The organism is Avibacterium gallinarum (assembly GCF_002921135.1).
Taxonomy (GTDB): domain Bacteria; phylum Pseudomonadota; class Gammaproteobacteria; order Enterobacterales; family Pasteurellaceae; genus Avibacterium; species Avibacterium gallinarum.
Map to the genome: position 1 here is coordinate 1 of NZ_PQVJ01000003.1, position 17,400 is coordinate 17,400.

At 41.9% G+C, this 17,400-nt stretch carries 13 protein-coding genes, 1 tRNA gene and 1 pseudogene; 5 read left to right on the top strand and 10 right to left on the bottom strand.

What is annotated here, in order from left to right; genetic code table 11:
- Positions 1 to 21: 21 nt before the first annotated feature.
- Together C3007_RS01155 and uvrB are read right to left on the bottom strand one after the other, a co-directional pair.
- Positions 22 to 1,056 (bottom strand): annotated as a pseudogene (locus C3007_RS01155) (glycosyltransferase family 9 protein).
- Positions 1,057 to 1,116: 60 nt separating this feature from the next.
- A complete protein-coding gene (gene uvrB / locus C3007_RS01160) occupies positions 1,117 to 3,153 on the bottom strand; it encodes an excinuclease ABC subunit UvrB (protein WP_103852694.1) in 2,037 nt (678 codons plus the stop codon).
- Between the two features lie 390 nt (positions 3,154 to 3,543).
- Here uvrB and C3007_RS01165 point away from each other — a divergent pair.
- Together C3007_RS01165 and C3007_RS01170 are read left to right on the top strand one after the other, a co-directional pair.
- Positions 3,544 to 3,619 (top strand) — tRNA-Asn (locus C3007_RS01165).
- Between the two features lie 163 nt (positions 3,620 to 3,782).
- A complete protein-coding gene (locus C3007_RS01170; protein WP_103852695.1) occupies positions 3,783 to 4,754 on the top strand; it encodes a calcium/sodium antiporter in 972 nt (323 codons plus the stop codon).
- Between the two features lie 66 nt (positions 4,755 to 4,820).
- On the opposite strand, the gene zevB is transcribed toward C3007_RS01170, so the two are convergent.
- Together zevB and C3007_RS01180 are read right to left on the bottom strand one after the other, a co-directional pair.
- Positions 4,821 to 5,858: a zinc transporter permease subunit ZevB gene (gene zevB / locus C3007_RS01175; protein ID WP_103852696.1), complete on the bottom strand. Its 1,038-nt coding sequence runs from the start codon at positions 5,856 to 5,858 to the stop codon at positions 4,821 to 4,823.
- Positions 5,849 to 6,493 carry a DUF1007 family protein gene (locus tag C3007_RS01180; protein WP_103852697.1) on the bottom strand — a complete coding sequence of 215 codons (645 nt, stop codon included), beginning with the start codon at positions 6,491 to 6,493 and terminating at the stop codon, positions 5,849 to 5,851. Before C3007_RS01180 ends, zevB begins: the two co-directional genes overlap by 10 nt.
- A gap of 349 nt (positions 6,494 to 6,842) precedes the next feature.
- On the opposite strand from C3007_RS01180, the gene ettA reads away from it, so the two are divergent.
- Positions 6,843 to 8,513, top strand: a complete 1,671-nt coding sequence (gene ettA / locus C3007_RS01185; RefSeq protein WP_103852698.1) for an energy-dependent translational throttle protein EttA — start codon at positions 6,843 to 6,845, stop codon at positions 8,511 to 8,513.
- Positions 8,514 to 8,694: 181 nt separating this feature from the next.
- Here the strand turns inward: ettA and guaA are convergent, their stop codons facing one another.
- Genes guaA through guaB form a run of 3 tightly spaced genes read right to left on the bottom strand, consistent with a single transcriptional unit; the run spans position 8,695 to position 12,125 of the window.
- A complete protein-coding gene (gene guaA / locus C3007_RS01190; protein ID WP_103852699.1) occupies positions 8,695 to 10,254 on the bottom strand; it encodes a glutamine-hydrolyzing GMP synthase in 1,560 nt (519 codons plus the stop codon).
- A 31-nt stretch (positions 10,255 to 10,285) separates the two neighbouring features.
- On the bottom strand, positions 10,286 to 10,630 hold the full coding sequence (locus C3007_RS01195) for a hypothetical protein (protein ID WP_103852700.1): 345 nt from the start codon (positions 10,628 to 10,630) through the stop codon (positions 10,286 to 10,288).
- Positions 10,631 to 10,661: 31 nt separating this feature from the next.
- On the bottom strand, positions 10,662 to 12,125 hold the full coding sequence (guaB, locus tag C3007_RS01200) for an IMP dehydrogenase (protein ID WP_103852701.1): 1,464 nt from the start codon (positions 12,123 to 12,125) through the stop codon (positions 10,662 to 10,664).
- 182 nt (positions 12,126 to 12,307) lie between these two features.
- On the opposite strand from guaB, the gene birA reads away from it, so the two are divergent.
- On the top strand, positions 12,308 to 13,240 hold the full coding sequence (birA, locus tag C3007_RS01205; protein ID WP_103852702.1) for a bifunctional biotin--[acetyl-CoA-carboxylase] ligase/biotin operon repressor BirA: 933 nt from the start codon (positions 12,308 to 12,310) through the stop codon (positions 13,238 to 13,240).
- An 85-nt stretch (positions 13,241 to 13,325) separates the two neighbouring features.
- On the opposite strand, the gene C3007_RS01210 is transcribed toward birA, so the two are convergent.
- The 3 genes from C3007_RS01210 to hldE form a co-directional block, all read right to left on the bottom strand.
- Positions 13,326 to 14,156, bottom strand: a complete 831-nt coding sequence (locus C3007_RS01210; protein ID WP_103852703.1) for a DUF5718 family protein — start codon at positions 14,154 to 14,156, stop codon at positions 13,326 to 13,328.
- A 138-nt stretch (positions 14,157 to 14,294) separates the two neighbouring features.
- Positions 14,295 to 14,633, bottom strand: a complete 339-nt coding sequence (locus C3007_RS01215) for a YegP family protein (protein ID WP_103852704.1) — start codon at positions 14,631 to 14,633, stop codon at positions 14,295 to 14,297.
- A gap of 237 nt (positions 14,634 to 14,870) precedes the next feature.
- A complete protein-coding gene (hldE, locus tag C3007_RS01220) occupies positions 14,871 to 16,298 on the bottom strand; it encodes a bifunctional D-glycero-beta-D-manno-heptose-7-phosphate kinase/D-glycero-beta-D-manno-heptose 1-phosphate adenylyltransferase HldE (protein ID WP_103852705.1) in 1,428 nt (475 codons plus the stop codon).
- 132 nt (positions 16,299 to 16,430) lie between these two features.
- Here hldE and C3007_RS01225 point away from each other — a divergent pair, with 132 nt between their 5' ends.
- A complete protein-coding gene (locus C3007_RS01225; protein WP_103852706.1) occupies positions 16,431 to 17,366 on the top strand; it encodes a Kdo(2)-lipid IV(A) acyltransferase in 936 nt (311 codons plus the stop codon).
- Positions 17,367 to 17,400: the final 34 nt, after the last annotated feature.

Here is a 17,400-nt window from a genome sequence, read left to right on the forward strand (position 1 = left end):
GAATAAGGCTCTAATACTAACTTATCCGATCCTAAACCACTCTTCGGAAAACTGATTTGGCGAGATCTCATTAATATCTTTTTCATAGAATAAAATATTAACTATGCCTGATAGTGGTTTCCAATGGTTAAAATTTTCTGCATCTTGACTGTAAAGGCCAATAATAGGTTTGTGAAACCCAGATGCAATATGAATAGTCGAAGTATCTGGAGAAATTAGCTGTTCACAATGCCTAATTAGCTCAATCGTATGGAAAATATTTTGTATATCATAAACAAATATATTAGAAAAATCTGAAGCAATATTCTTTAATTTTTCATTAACATCTGGATAACCTAAAATAATAATCTTTCTATCTGTTTTTTGGGTTTTCAAATAACGTAAGATTTACTTTATATTTTCATCAGAAAACTTTCTCGATCTTGCTGCACCATAAAAATTAATTGCTAAATAATTTTGGAGCTGATTTTTTTGCAAGAATTGAGTAATCTCACTATGTTCTTTTTCTCGAAAGGGAATATCATACTGCATTGATTTAACTGGGATGCCAACTTTTTCTAATGCTTTTCGATATATTTCAGAAAAATGAATATCCCTTTGGGATAAATTAAGATTAAATAATTTGTAATCCTCTTTATGATAGCCAAAATAATTTTTTGCATTTATCAAACGTAATAAAAGCAGATCACGATTGCGGAGCATTATTGTTGGATCGATAACCAAATCATAACGTTGCTTACTTATTTTCAAGCCATTTTTGATATAATCAACAATATTTTTCTTTTTCACAAAATATAATTGATCTATATACGGATTTTGCTCAAACAAGTAGGCATTTTGTTTATTACAAACTACCCCAACCTTTATTGAAGGATCAAGGTTTTTGATTTCTCTAAACACAAAGGAACTAACAATATAATCGCCAATTTTTCCATCTTGCCGAAGGAATAAAATGCTCTTCGGTGGAAATATGCTTTCGTTACCAGCTACTTTCTTATCTAAAATCCATTTTCCGAGAACAAGGCGGCTATGTCTTAATAAATCTTTTAATTTAATCATAAAGCTTTTTTACTTAATCAGTTTTGTTATGTAAATAATAAAGCATTTTTATCAATTCTACTCCTCCACCAAAAACCTTTCCCGTAACTGATGCAACTGATCACGCACGGCGGCGGCTTTTTCAAATTCCAAGTCTTGGGCGAGTTTGTACATTTGCTGTTCCAGTTTTTTGATTTGTTGCTGGAGTTCTTTGCTGCTGGTTGGTTGATAAAGCGCGGTGGGTTCTGCCACGGATTTTTGTTTTTGCTTGCTTTTCGCTTTGTTGTTGGTTGCGCCTTGGCCAATATCAAGCAATTCGCCCACTTTTTTGTTCAACGCTTGCGGTACAATGCCGTGTTCTTCGTTGTATTTCATTTGTTTTTCGCGGCGGCGGTTGGTTTCGTTGATGGCTTTTTCCATTGATTTGGTGATGCTGTCCGCGTATAAAATGGCTTTACCATTTAAGTTTCGCGCGGCTCGTCCAATGGTTTGAATCAACGAGCGTTCGGAACGCAAAAAGCCTTCTTTATCCGCATCTAAAATCGCGACCAAAGACACTTCGGGAATGTCCAAGCCTTCGCGCAATAAGTTGATTCCCACCAACACATCAAACTCACCTAAACGGAGATCGCGGATAATTTCCACCCGTTCTACGGTGTCAATGTCGGAGTGCAGATAACGCACGCGCACGCCGTGTTCTTCTAAATAATCGGTCAGATCTTCCGCCATTCGTTTGGTTAATGTGGTTACCAAAACGCGCTCATTTTTATCCGCTCTTTGGCGTGCTTCGGAAAGCAAGTCGTCCACCTGAATTGCCACAGGACGAATTTCAATTTCTGGGTCGAGCAAGCCTGTTGGGCGCACCACTTGATCGATAATTTCACTACCTGATTTTTCTAATTCATAAGGGCCAGGCGTGGCGGAAACATAAATGGTTTGCGGTGCGAGGCGTTCAAATTCTTCAAATTTTAATGGACGGTTATCTAGCGCTGAAGGCAGGCGGAAGCCATATTCCACCAAGGTTTCTTTACGTGAGCGGTCGCCACGATACATTCCACCAATTTGTGGCACAGTAACGTGAGATTCATCAATAATCAGCAAACCGTCTGCAGGAATATAATCAAACAATGTCGGTGGCGGCTCACCTTCTTTACGCCCAGATAAATAACGTGAATAATTTTCAATGCCTGAGCAATAGCCCAATTCATTCATCATTTCAATATCAAACTGTGTGCGTTGGGTAATGCGTTGTTCTTCCAGCAATTTATTTTCTTTGATGAAGTACTCTCGCCGTTGTGCCAATTCTGTTTTGATTTGATCGATGGCTTCTAAAATCCGTTCGCGCGGCGTAACATAGTGGGTTTTCGGATAAATGGTATAACGCGGCACCGCGCCAAAATTCGTGCCTGTCAGTGGATCAAAAAGGCTCAAACGTTCAATTTCATCATCAAATAATTCAATGCGAATGGCTTGATCATCGGATTCTGCAGGAAAAATATCAATAATTTCGCCCCGCACTCTGAATGTGCCGCGCTGAAACGCTTGATCGTTTCGTGTGTATTGTAGCTCTGCCAATTTCGTCAAAATTTCTCGCTGGTTGATGATCGCTCCTGTTTGCAAATGCAACATCATTTTGAGATAGCTATCAGGATCACCCAAACCATAAATAGCAGAAACGGACGCCACAACGATTGTATCACGGCGCTCTAAAAAAGATTTAGTGGCAGACAGACGCATTTGCTCGATTTGATCGTTAATGGACGCATCTTTTTCAATAAAGGTGTCGCTACTCGGCACATAGGCTTCTGGCTGATAATAGTCATAGTAAGAAACAAAATATTCCACCGCGTTTTCAGGGAAAAAGGCTTTCATTTCCGCATAAAGCTGAGCGGCAAGGGTTTTATTTGGCGCAAGCAACATTGCAGGGCGATTGAGCTTGGCAATCACATTGGCAATGGTAAAAGTTTTGCCCGATCCCGTTACCCCAAGCAGGGTTTGGTGCGCTAAACCATCATTGAGATTTTCACTCAGCTTTTCTATCGCCTGCGGTTGGTCGCCAGACGGCGAAAAATCAGAATTAAGAATAAAAGGTTTGCTGTGAATTTTGTTACTCATAAAAAAACTGCCTATCCGAAAAGTGCGGTCAATTTTAGCATAATTTTTTGCGTTCGGCTTGAGCAAAATTTTAAGTTTTACACAGACTTATATTTGTCAAGATTGAAATCTCACAAAATCAAAAAAATTTTAAAAAAATTTCTAGATTTTTATTAACTTATTGATAAATAAAGAAATGCTATTTTGCAATCAATTTTATTGCCAATTCGCAAAACCCTAGTTTTTTCAAGGGATCGGCGATTTTTTCAAATTAAAACTCACAGACTTATCCACAGGCGCTGTGGATATAAAAAAAGAACATAATTTTTCAACATTTTTTTAATTTCACTGTTGACAAAGGAAAGACAGATCATTATCATCTGCGACCAATTCCTTGTGATACAGAATTATTCCTCCTTAGTTCAGTCGGTAGAACGGCGGACTGTTAATCCGTATGTCGCTGGTTCAAGTCCAGCAGGAGGAGCCAATTTTCTCTTTTGGCAGTTTTTATTTGTCTCCTTTTATAAAAGCTATTTCGTTCCAAAAGAGCTTAAAGCCCATATCCTCCTTATGGGCTTTTATTTTTTTCTCATCAGCCTTTCATAATAATGATAATATTCGTTACTTTTCATCATTTATAGGACTCGCAAATGTTTTTATCTTTTCTCGCTATACTGGTCGGATTGGCGATTTTAGTCTGGAGTGCAGATCGTTTTATTGACGGTGCAGCTTCTCTCGCCAGTTATTTAGGTATGTCGCCCTTGTTGATCGGCATTGTAATTATCGGTTTTGGTACTTCAGCGCCTGAAATTATTGTTTCAGCGCTTTCTGCATTAAATCACAGCCCGGGGATTGCACTGGGAAATGCTTATGGCTCAAACATCACCAATATTGCCTTGATTTTAGGGGTAACCGCAATGATTAAGCCGATTATGGTTAATTCACAGGTGCTAAAAAAAGAATTGCCCGTGTTGATGCTAGTTACCCTACTTTCTGCCTTTTTAATTTATGATGCCACCATTTCTCGCCTTGATGCGGTGATTTTACTGGCGGTATTCACCCTCTATATGGGCTGGACAATTTGGCAAGGTACAAGACATTCAGGTGATAGCCTTGAACAAGATATTAACGATGAACTCAAAGAAAAATCACAAATGCCGTTGAAAACTGCAGTGTTGTGGTTAGTGATTGGCTTGGCATTATTAATGGCCAGCTCGCAATTATTAGTGTGGGGTGCAGTGAATATCGCCACCTATTTAGGCGTGAGCGATTTGATTATCGGTTTAACCATTGTTGCCATTGGCACATCATTGCCAGAATTGGCGGCTTCCATTATGGCAGCGAGAAAAAATGAATTAGATCTCGCGGTGGGCAATATTATTGGCTCTAACCTGTTTAACACCCTTGCGGTGGTCGGCATTGCTGGCGCAATCAGCCCAATTCAAGCCACGCCAGAAGTGTTTAGCCGAGATATGCTCGTTATGATTGCATTAACAGGCTTACTGTTTTTATTTGGTTACGGTTTCAAAGGAAAAAATGGGCGAATTAACCGAGTTGAAGGGTTAGCGCTATTTCTGTGCTATGTAGCTTATAATTCTTTGTTAATTTACACCGCACTTTAAGCTGAAAGCCTGATACGATGAAAAGAAAAAGGGGTGAAATTTCACCCCTATTTTTCATCTGAAAGATTATCCGCCAAATAACACTGCGCCACCACGCACAGGCAAGGTTGTGCCATAAAATAATGCTATCGCAAAGAAGATCACCACAAATCCTGCAATCAATTTCACTGCAATTTCGGCATAAGGGGAATGTTCTGTGCGAACATACCAACGCCCTAATTTCACCGCGGTCTGCCTTGCATATTGCACAATCAAGGCAAATAAAGAAAGCGTAATCCCTGTTCCTACTGCCATCGCCATTGCGGCAGCTATTCCCCATTGATAAAGATCCAGCATATAGGACAGAAAAAGAATAAAAATCGCCCCAGAGCAAGGTCGCATTCCAATGGTTAAAATCACAAGTAAACGAGATTTAAAATTAGTCGCCTTGTCTAATTGCTGCGAACTCGGCAAGTGTTGATGCCCACAACTGCAACCTTCTGCGTGATCGTTATGATCACAATGGGATTGCACAAGCTGAACTGGTTTTTCTGAAATCACTTTTGCCGAAATGGGTTTAATGGCGTGAATTTTTCCCACTGAAATGGTGCGTTTCTTGTGACGAAATTCTCGCAAAAATTTAACCGCACTTTGATAAATCCAATATGCGCCTAGCAAGAACATTAAAATAAAAGCGGATCGCTCAAGCCAAAGTTGGCTCAATTTGAAATAATGGGAAGACAAACGCAATCCCACCACAATAATGGAGGTTGCCGCCACTGCCACCACACCTTGCATTAAAGAAGACAACAACGTGAGCTGAACGCTGGTTTTTAACTTCGCTTGGTGAGTGGATAGATAACTGGCAATGACAAATTTACCGTGGCCTGGGCCAAGTGCGTGCAACACGCCGTAGAGAAAACTGATCAAGATTAAACCTAATCCCGCTTGTACGGGATATTGTTTAATTTGGTGTAAATAACCAGAAATACTTTGATTAAAGGCTTTTTGCCAACTGATGGTTTGCTCAAATAAATAAGGCAAGATATAAAACCCTAGCCCTACGAGCAACAGCAATATTGCCAGATACTTAAAGCCCTTTTGGGTGCGGTTGTTTAATGGCATACAATCTCCACTTTTTGGCTAAACACTTCGCCAAGGGAAGGGTCCTCATCACGCTGACTACGATCTAAAGATGCGGCATATTCGCGCACTTTTTCATCAACATTTGGTTCAATCACTTTGCCCGTACATTGGGCAGGAAGTTGTGAAAAATCCACCGCACTTTGTTTATTTTCTGTAGGCTTATTTTCGGTTGGATAAGTCATTGCCACAAAATAAGTAGGATCGTATGTCGCTAATTCAAACTGGTTTTCCTTCAGCACTTGGGGCTTAGACAACAAAAAATCAAAATAGTACATCACTTGTGTACCATTTGATTTCATTCCATAATTTTGCGGCTGCGCTTTGTACTTAATCTTTTTCTTATCTTTATCAAAGAGATAGCTAAAATAATGCTCATTGACAATATTTTTCATTGCTTCATCAATCAACCTTTGCTTATCGCTCGGCTGGGTGGACTGGGCTAAATCATAAATAATACTGGCAGAACTTGGCTCATCAAGCACCCACTGCATCGAAAACCCAACCAACTCCCCTTTTTCCACCAACACCTTACTTTGCATATCAATAAAGGCGTGCGGGTGGGCAACACTGAGCAACGGAACTAAAGCCAATAGCCCCAAGCATTTTTTGAACATAATCTTCCTTACTAAAACAAAAGAAAGCAAAATCCTACCACTAAATCCAAAGGCAGACAAAATGCCATTTGCTGATTTAAACAACAAAATCTCACAAAAAAACTCTATTTCTGTGATTTATATCAAAAAAATGTAAATTCATCATTTATTTATCAACCTCTTATAGGTAGTATATGCCCTGTCGAGTGATTGCTTGATATTCATAAAGTTCCTAAATAAAATAATCAAAATAAATAGCTAAACTACTTTCCTACCTCCCTTTCGGGAGGTTTTTTTTCGCTTTCAATTCGCCAAAAGGTAAAATCTCAAGTAAAATAACCCGCACTTTTTACAGCTAAGAGAACAATTTATGTCATCACAATTTGTTTATACTATGCACCGTGTCGGTAAGGTTGTGCCGCCGAAACGTCATATTTTAAAAGATATTTCCTTGAGCTTTTTTCCGGGCGCAAAAATTGGTGTGCTGGGGTTAAATGGCGCGGGGAAATCTACCCTGCTGCGCATTATGGCAGGCGTGGATAAAGAATTTGAGGGCGAAACACGTCCACAGCCAGGGATCAAAATCGGTTATCTTCCACAAGAACCTAAACTTGATCCACAACAAACCGTGCGTGAAGCGGTAGAAGAAGCCGTGGCGGAAGTGAAAACCGCGTTAAATCGTTTAGATGAAGTCTATGGGCTTTATGCCGATCCTGATGCGGATTTTGATAAACTTGCCGCCGAGCAAGCCAAGTTAGAAGCCATTATCCAAGCGCACGATGGACATAATCTTGAAAACCAACTTGAGCGTGCTGCTGATGCCTTGCGTCTGCCTGATTGGGATGCCAAAATCGAGCATCTTTCAGGGGGCGAACGCCGCCGTGTGGCACTTTGCCGTTTATTGCTCGAAAAACCAGATATGCTCTTATTAGATGAGCCAACCAACCACTTAGATGCCGAATCCGTGGCTTGGTTAGAGCGTTTCTTACACGATTATGAAGGCACCGTAGTTGCTATTACCCACGACCGTTACTTCCTAGATAATGTGGCAGGTTGGATCTTAGAGCTTGACCGTGGTGAAGGCATTCCTTGGGAAGGCAACTATTCTTCTTGGTTAGAACAAAAAGAAAAACGCCTAGCCCAAGAAGCCGCGGCTGAATCTGCTCGCCAAAAATCCATTGAAAAAGAATTAGAATGGGTTCGCCAAAATCCAAAAGGCCGCCAAGCAAAAAGCAAGGCGCGTATGGCTCGCTTTGAAGAGTTAAATAGCGGTGAATACCAAAAACGTAATGAAACCAATGAGTTATTTATTCCACCTGGCCCACGCTTAGGGGATAAAGTAATCGAAGTAAGCAATTTGAGTAAATCCTATGGTGATCGCACTTTGATTGATGACTTATCTTTCAGAATTCCAAAAGGCGCGATTGTGGGCATTATCGGGGCGAACGGCGCAGGGAAATCCACCCTTTTCCGTATGCTTTCAGGGCAAGAGCAGCCAGATAACGGTAGCATCACCCTTGGTGATACTGTGGTGCTTTCTTCCGTGGATCAGTTCCGTGATGAAATGGACGACAGCAAAACCGTATGGGAAGAAGTTTCACACGGGCAAGATATTTTGCGTATTGGCAACTTTGAAATCCCAAGCCGTGCTTATGTCGGACGCTTCAACTTCAAAGGTGTAGATCAACAAAAACGCGTGGGTGAGCTTTCAGGTGGGGAACGTGGACGCTTGCATTTAGCCAAGTTATTGCAAGCAGGCGGTAACGTGCTGTTATTAGACGAACCGACCAACGATCTTGACGTGGAAACCTTGCGCGCCTTAGAAAATGCGATCTTAGAATTCCCTGGCTGTGCGATGGTAATTTCCCACGACCGCTGGTTCTTAGACCGTATCGCGACCCATATTTTGGATTACGGCGATGAAGGCAAAGTCACCTTCTATGAAGGTAACTTCTCAGACTATGAAGAATGGAAGAAGAAAACCTTCGGCGCTGATGCTGTGCAACCCCATCGTATTAAATACAAACGGATTGCGAAATAATTGCATTAAAAAAGGCGAAATGGGGATTTCGCCTTTTTCTTTGAAATCAAAATTCTTCATTAATGAAAAACTTTGTTATATACAATATAAAATTGTAGGTAGCTGTCAATTGCAAATTTAAATATATCGCAAGCCACCTCATGTATACGTCTTCCTTGCATACTTTTGAGCAGTGTCTCCCCTACTCCCACTCAATCGTCGCAGGTGGTTTTCCGCTGACGTCATAAACTACGCGGGAGATGCCGTCCACTTCGTTGATGATGCGGTTGGAGATTTTGCCGAGTAAGTCATAAGGCAGGTGTGCCCAATGTGCGGTCATAAAATCAATAGTTTCTACTGCTCGGAGGGAAACAACCCAGTCGTATTTACGTCCATCGCCCATTACGCCGACGGATTTTACTGGTAGAAATACGGTGAAGGCCTGGCTGACTTTGTAGTACCAGCCTGAATTGTAAAGCTCTTCAATAAAGATAGCGTCGGCACGGCGGAGTAAATCGCAGTATTCTTTTTTCACTTCGCCAAGCACACGTACGCCTAAGCCCGGTCCGGGGAATGGGTGGCGGTTGAGCATTTCTGCTGGAAGCCCAAGGGCTAAGCCGATTTTACGCACTTCATCTTTGAACAGTTCGCGTAATGGCTCTACCAAGCCAAGTTTCATATAATCTGGTAATCCGCCCACGTTGTGGTGAGATTTGATCACGTGCGCTTTGCCCGTTTTGCTCGCGGCAGATTCGATCACATCAGGATAAATCGTGCCTTGTGCTAACCATTTGACGCTGCTGAGTTTTTTCGATTCGTCATCAAACACGTTAACGAACACTTTACCGATCATTTTGCGTTTCTCTTCTGGATCTGAAATGCCTTTTAATGCGTTTAAGAAACGATCTTCGGCGTCCACTCGAATAATGTTTAAGCCAAATTTATCACCGAACATTTCCATCACTTGATCGGCTTCGTTTAAGCGTAATAAGCCGTTGTCCACAAAAACACAGTGTAGGTTTTTGCCAATAGCTCGGTGTAATAATAAAGCAGTAACGGAAGAATCCACGCCGCCTGATAAACCTAAAATCACTTCGTCATCGCCCACTTGCGCTTTAATGCGAGCCACGGCATCTTCAATGATATTTTCTGGTGTCCAGTTGCGCTCGCAGCCACAAATGTTTACCACAAAATTAGTTAAAAGAGCTAAACCGCTTTTGGTGTGAGTCACTTCAGGGTGAAATTGTACGCCATAGAAGTGGCGGTTTTCATCAGACATCGCCGCAATCGGGCAGGTTGGCGTCACGCCCGTGATTTGAAAGCGCGGTGGTAATTGGGTTACTTTATCGCCATGGCTCATCCAAACATCGAGTTTGTGTTCGCCATCATCTAAACCAGCGAAAAGTGCGGTTGGATTTTGTAAAGAAACGGCAGCATAACCAAATTCACGATGGTCAGAGGTTTCCGTTAAACCGCCTAACTGCATCGCCATTGTCTGCATTCCGTAACAAATTCCTAGCACTGGCACGCCAGCATTAAACACATATTCGGGCGCGCGTGGGCTATTTTCTTCCGTGGTGCTTTCCGGCCCACCAGAAAGAATAATCCCTGTTGGGTTAAATTCACGGATTTGTTCTTCCGTTACGTCCCAAGCCCACAGCTCACAATACACCCCAATTTCCCGCACGCGGCGAGCGATAAGCTGGGTATATTGCGAACCAAAGTCTAAGATTAAAATTTTGTGATTGTGGATGTTGTTCATTTTTTATTTTTCTCAGGGGTAATAATATTTTTTAAGGTGTAAATCTGCTTTTTATAAAAGTGCCACCCTGCCCATCAGGGATAAAATCAATATAAACATCTTTAAGATTTCCGCAAGCATTTACTTTCCATAATTCTTGAGCTAATTTTAATGTGTTGCTATTAGGATCTTGTTCAATATTTAATATTTGTGTATGAATTTTTATCTTTCCTATAGAACAGTTATAGTAATACACAAATGGGAAAATTACAGCTTGCTCAGTATCAGCTTTTAATCGAGCATCTGCGGTACTTTCCCCACTATATTGCGGATAAAACATTGCACATCCTGTTAATAATAGAGTGCTTAAACTTAATGTTTTAATAAATTTCATCATAAAATCTCCCAAAAATTGACCGCACTTTTAATTAGCCCATTCTATAATTCGGCGCTTCTTTAGTAATGGTGACATCGTGAACGTGGCTTTCTTTGATGCCGGCGCCGCTGATGCGTACGAATTGTGCTTTAGTGCGGAGATCTTCAATGGTGGCACAGCCTGTCAAGCCCATACAAGAACGTAAACCGCCCATTTGTTGGTGGATAATTTCTTTTAAATAGCCTTTGTATGGAATGCGTCCTTCAATGCCTTCTGGCACGAGTTTATCAGCAGCGTTGTCGCTTTGGAAATAGCGATCGGACGAGCCTTTGCTCATCGCACCTAAGGATCCCATTCCGCGGTAAGATTTAAAGGCACGTCCTTGGAATAATTCGATTTCACCCGGTGCTTCCTCTGTCCCTGCGAACATTGACCCCACCATGACGCAACTTGCCCCAGCGGCAATAGCTTTGGCAATATCGCCTGAATAACGGATACCGCCGTCAGCAATAACAGGAATGCTGCGATCTTTTAACGCTTCGGCCGCATCGGCAATGGCGGTGATTTGCGGTACACCCACGCCTGTTACAATACGTGTGGTACAAATTGAACCTGGGCCGATACCAATTTTCACCGCACTTGCACCAGCATCAGCGAGGGCAATTGCGCCTTCTGCTGTCGCCACATTACCTGCAATAATTGGCAAATCAGGATATTTCGCGCGAGTTTCACGCACACGCTGCAACACGCCTTCGGAATGTCCGTGGGAAGAGTCAATTAACAACACGTCCACGCCAGCTTGTACAAGGGCTTCGATACGCTCTTCATTACCTGCGCCAGCGCCTACTGCTGCACCCACGCGTAAACGCCCGAATTCATCTTTACAAGCGTTAGGTTTTTGTTCGGTTTTTTGGAAGTCTTTTAAGGTGATCATTCCTTTTAATTTGAAATCATCATTCACCACGAGCACTTTTTCTACACGGTGTGCGTGCATTAAACTGAAAATTTCTTGGCTAGATGCGCCTTCTTTTACGGTAACTAAGCGATCTTTTGGCGTCATCAGATCCGCAACAGTTTTATTCATATCTTTCACAAAACGCGTATCACGACCTGTGATAATACCTTCTAATGCGCCTTGGCTGCTCACCACAGGGAAGCTTGCAAAACCATTTTTCTTCACGATTTCCGCTAATTCGCCAATGGTTAAATCTGGGGTAACTGTGATAGGATCGGAAACAATGCCGCTTTCAAATTTTTTCACTTTACGCACGCGATCCGCTTGGCGTTCAATGCTCATATTTTTATGAATGAAACCAATACCGCCTTCTTGCGCAAGGGAGATGGCAAGTTTCGCTTCGGTAACGGTATCCATTGCAGCAGAAAGCATTGGGATATTTAAACGAATGGTTTTAGTTAATTGGGTGGATAAATCCGCTGTGTTTGGCAGCACGGTGGAATGGGCTGGAACGAGAAGGACATCATCAAACGTGAGGGCTTCTTTTAATACGCGTAGCATAGCAATATTCTCTCTCTGTAAAAGGGAAAATCCCTAAGGTTAATATGAAAAAAGGGTAAAAAATATTGCGGCGAGATTATACAGAGTTTATGCTGATTTGGGAATGGCAAACAGCAAATATTTTTTGCATTTAAAAAATTCGCAACTATTTACAAAAAAGGAAAGTTATAAAAGGAAAAGAAATGTTTGAGCTTTTAACCTTGTTGGCAGACGGCAAGAAAAATTCTCGCCAAAATTTGACCGCACTTTTACATTGTGATGAAACGCAAATCAATGCTCATATTCAGGCGCTAAGTAAACTGGGTATTAAATTTGAACGGAACGGTGATGAAATCCAGCTCAAGCCAGAATTGCCCTTGCTTTCGGCGGAGAAAATAAAGCAACGCCTTGCGCCTTACCACGTACTGGTCAAACCTGTGATTCATTCCACAAATCAATTTTTATTAGAACAGATTGAACAGCTAAAAAAGGGGCAGCTGTGCTTGGCAGAATATCAATACGCAGGGCGTGGGCGGCGAGGGCGTGATTGGCTTTCGCCCTTTGCTGGGCAGATTATTCTCAGCGCCTACTGGACATTTCCACCGCATATTTCGCTGAATGGGCTGAGTTTAGTTATCGGCATTGCCATTGCAGAAACCTTACAAGCCTTTGGCGCGCAAAGCATCGGGTTAAAATGGCCGAATGATGTGTTATTGCAAGGGAGAAAGCTGGCAGGTGTGCTGGTGGAAATTGCTAATCGTAAGAATGGTTTGCTGAATTTGATTATCGGCATTGGCATTAATCTTGCCTTGCCGAAACAGACTAATATTAATCAACCTTGGGCAGAATTACGAGAAATTCTACCGCACTTTGATCGCGATGAAATCATCATCGCGCTAGTGCAGCGGCTTTATCATTATCTTGATCTCTTCGAACAAAAAGGAATGGCATTTTTTCATTCACGCTGGGCGGAATGGGACGCTTTTCTTAATCAGCCCGTGAGCTTGATCAGCGAAAACGCGAGCCAGCACGGCATTGAACGTGGCATAGACAGCGAAGGCTACCTTTTATTGGAAACGGAACAAGGCCTTGTGCGATTTAATGGCGGCGAAGTGTCGCTACGGAGAAAAGCGTAAAAGCCGAAAGGTAAAATAAAAGGGAAAGGCTGAACAACCTTCCCCTTCTTCTTCAAATATCGTTAAATCACTTTTTGCGCTTTCATTAAATTACCTTTTGCACAAGGGCTGAAATATCTTCTGCAAAATGTTCTTGTTCAGCCATTTGCTCAATTTGTTGCGGTGAATATTTCTTGCCGTTATACACCACCACAATGCTCACATCGTCAGGTTGCAGAAAATGGCTCGTGCCGAATTCTGTATAGCGTGTTGCACCAATGCTAATGATCGCTTGGGTTGGATAATTGGCTTTTTTCAGCAAATCAGCGATATGATTCATCGGGCCGAAATCAGGTTGATTATTCATTTGCCCCACAATCCAATCAAGCAATTTTTGATGGAAATAGCTGTATCCCAAGGCAGGGCTATCCACGCCATAAGCATTCATCTCTCCATTACGTTTATGAAAGCAAGCAATGCGATAATCATCAATTTCACTACCTAAGTCAAAGGACGTGAGCGGAATGGTTTTTGCTGCCAACCCTTTGGTTGCCGCCCCCCAATTTTTCTTCTCACAAATTTTATTCGCATTCGGACGGCGGATAGAGCAGTCATTATAGGCGGCGAAAGCCTGTGGTAAAAGTGCGGTAACTTTTTCGCCAGAATATTGCACTTCACACAACAGCGCAATTTCAGGTTCAATTTGCAAATTATCTGCCCCCGCTTGCGGAAAACGAATATATTCGGCACTTAACGGATTAACCGCCAAAAAGTCATACTCGCCTAAGTTTTCTGCAGGCACATAAAAAGGAAAAATCGCTTTGGGTTGATGGGTTTCTGCCGTTTTCACTTGGGCAAAATCCTTTGCCTCACCCGCTTGTTCCAAATGCCCCGCAAAATTGCCTGCCACGCCGAGGCCGATAAGGTTTCTTGTCATTTTCTTGCTCCTTTTATCTTGATGACATATCCAAATCCTACAAGGTTATAAGGAATTTTCAAGGGGAAATTGCGAGGATTAAATAATCTATAATGTTGATAAAAGAAAAGCGAGAAATTCTCGCTTTTATCTTTTAAATTAAGCAGTTAAATCTTTAATTTGCGTTGTCGGCGCGTTGTTCATTACTGATTTCACCCCATTTTTTGCCCCTTCTTGAGAAGCATAATATTGGCTGCGTCCGATTTCTTGATGATTTTTGGCTTTCAATACGAAATAAGGTTTCTCATTTTTCGCCACGCGGAACTCAAAATTCGCCTCATCGCTACCATTTTTTTGCACAGATTCAATGCCATTTAGCGCAGACGCTTTGGTTTTATACAATTCACTGGTCAAGATAATTTGCGAGTTCGCCGCATAAAGGTTAAACATAAATTGACCATCACTTGCTTTTTTCAATTCATACCAGCCTAAAGCCATACTATTTTCCTTCTTAATGAATCGTGGGATATTCCACCCGTTCATCATAAGCTTTTTTTCTGTTTTTTCAATGGGATTTATTAGAGTGCCTTAATAACCTTAATTCAATTAACTAGACCATATTACTAAAACTAAAAGAAAGAGAAACAAATTCAAGTTTATATCCTATAAAGCGCTAGGAATATAAAATTAAAAAGCAGAACTTTTATCCTATATCTCTCATTCTATTTAGCTGTATTACTTCAAATTACGGATTTTATTAATCACATTACTACTCGAAAAGCCATTTTCGAAATTTAGCACTTTGACTTCACCACCGTTGGCGATAACCTCTTTTCCGCCTGCGATTTCTTCTGGTTTGTAATCACCGCCTTTGACTAACAGATCAGGCAACACTTCGCTGATTAAACGTTGCGGAGTATCTTCGCTAAATTCCACTACCCAATCTACTGCGGCAAGCCCTGCAAGTACAGCCATTCTGGCTTCCAGTGGGTTGATTGGGCGGCTTTCGCCTTTTAAGCGTTTCACGGAAGCATCGCTGTTTACCGCAACAATCAAGCGATCGCCGAGCTTGCGAGCGTTATCTAAATAAGAAACGTGGCCGGGGTGAATAATATCAAACACGCCGTTGGTCATTACGATTTTCTCACCGCGCTGCTTGGCTTGCGCCACCGCTTCTTTAAGTTGTTGTTCGTTCATCACGCCAAAGCCAGTGGTTGTGCGTCCGTGAATGGCGTTTTCTAATTCTACGTTCGACACCGTAGAAGTCCCTAATTTACCCACCACAATGCCTGCGGCAACATTGGCTAAATAGCAGGATTCTTCAAAGCTGCGGCCATCTGCCAATGCCGTTGCCAAAACACTGATAACGGTATCGCCAGCGCCTGTTACATCAAAGACTTCTTTCGCTTCTGTAGGCAAGTGGAATGGTGGTTGATCAGGGCGGAGTAGGGTCATTCCTTTTTCAGAACGGGTAACCAATAAAGCACTTAACTCAATATCACGAATTAATTTTAGCCCTTTTTCAACGATTTCCTCTTCGCTATGGCATTTGCCCACCACCGCTTCAAATTCGGACATATTTGGGGTTAATAAAGTTGCACCGCGATAACGTTCAAAATCTGTGCCTTTGGGATCAATTAGTACTGGTATTTTGGCTTGGCGGGCAATTTGGATCATTGCTTGCACTTGATTTAATGTACCTTTACCATAATCAGAAAGGATCAACGCGCCGAAATTTTGCACCGCACTTTGTAATTTTGCCAATAATAAATCGCTTTCTACGTTATGAAAATCTTCTTCAAAATCAAGGCGTAATAATTGCTGATGACGAGAAAGTACGCGTAATTTGGTGATGGTTGGGTGGCTGGCTAATTGCACGAAATTGCAATCAATGTTTTGCTTTTCTAACATTGTTGAAAGCGCCGAACCTGCCTCATCTTGCCCTGTTAAACCGAGTAATTGCACTGGCACGTTGAGCGAAGCAATATTCATTGCCACGTTTGCCGCACCACCTGCGCGCTCTTCATTTTCTTGCACACGCACCACTGGCACAGGAGCTTCAGGGGAGATGCGATTAGTTGCACCAAACCAGTAGCGATCTAACATCACATCGCCAAGAACAAGCACTTTAGCTTGTTGAAATTGAGTAGAATATTGCGCCATTTTGACCTCATTCTTTTCCATTAAATGACAAATTTTTGCAGATTTTACCATAGGATAAATGCTATTTACTAAAATTTCCGCTAAACTACCGCTTTGATTAAACCAATTTTAACGAACAGCTTTCTTTTAGTTATGGCAAATTCATCACTTCCAAGATTTCAACGTGCATTTCTCGCCCCAAAATATTGGGGATTTTGGATTGGTTTAGCCATTTGGCGGCTCATTCTTTTCTTGCCTTATCCCCTTTTGTTAAAGATAGGGAATGGATTAGGCTGGCTATTTTCTAAGTTAAACGTTGGCAAGCGGCGAATGAAAATCGCTAAGCGAAATCTTACTCTTTGTTTCCCTGATTATAGCGAACAGAAAATTGATGACATTGCGCAGGCTAATGTGAAAGCCACGGGAATGGCGATTATTGAAACAGGAATGGCGTGGTTTTGGTCGGATAAACGGATCAAAAAATGGTCGAAGGTGGAAGGCATTGAATACCTAAAAACCTACCAAAAAGACGGCGTGATTCTAACGGGCGTGCATTTTCTTACCCTTGAGCTAGGGGCAAGAATTTTAGGGCTTTACACCCCCGGCATTGGGGTTTATCGTCCGAACGATAATCCGCTAATGGATTGGCTGCAAACTTGGGGCAGACTACGTTCTAACAAAGATATGCTTGATCGCAAAGATTTACGCAATATGATCAAAGCATTACGTCGTGGTGAAATTATTTGGTATGCGCCCGATCACGATTATGGGCGAAAAAACGCCGTTTTTGTGCCTTTCTTTGCGGTGAAAGATGCCGCCACTACAACGGGAAGTTATTATTTATTGAAATCTTCCCCAAACAGCAAAGTGATTCCTTTTGCGCCATTACGCAACGCAGACGGCTCAGGCTACACCGTGAAAGTATCCGCCCCTGTAGATTTTTCTGATCTCAATACCGAAATTGACATTGCCACCCGAATGAACCAAGTGGTTGAACAAGAAATCTTGCAAGGCGTGGAACAATATATGTGGCTGCATCGGCGTTTCAAAACCCGTCCAAATGAAAGTGATCCAAGTTTGTATGATTAGAAAATAAAAGGGTGAAATAATGTTTTCACCCTTT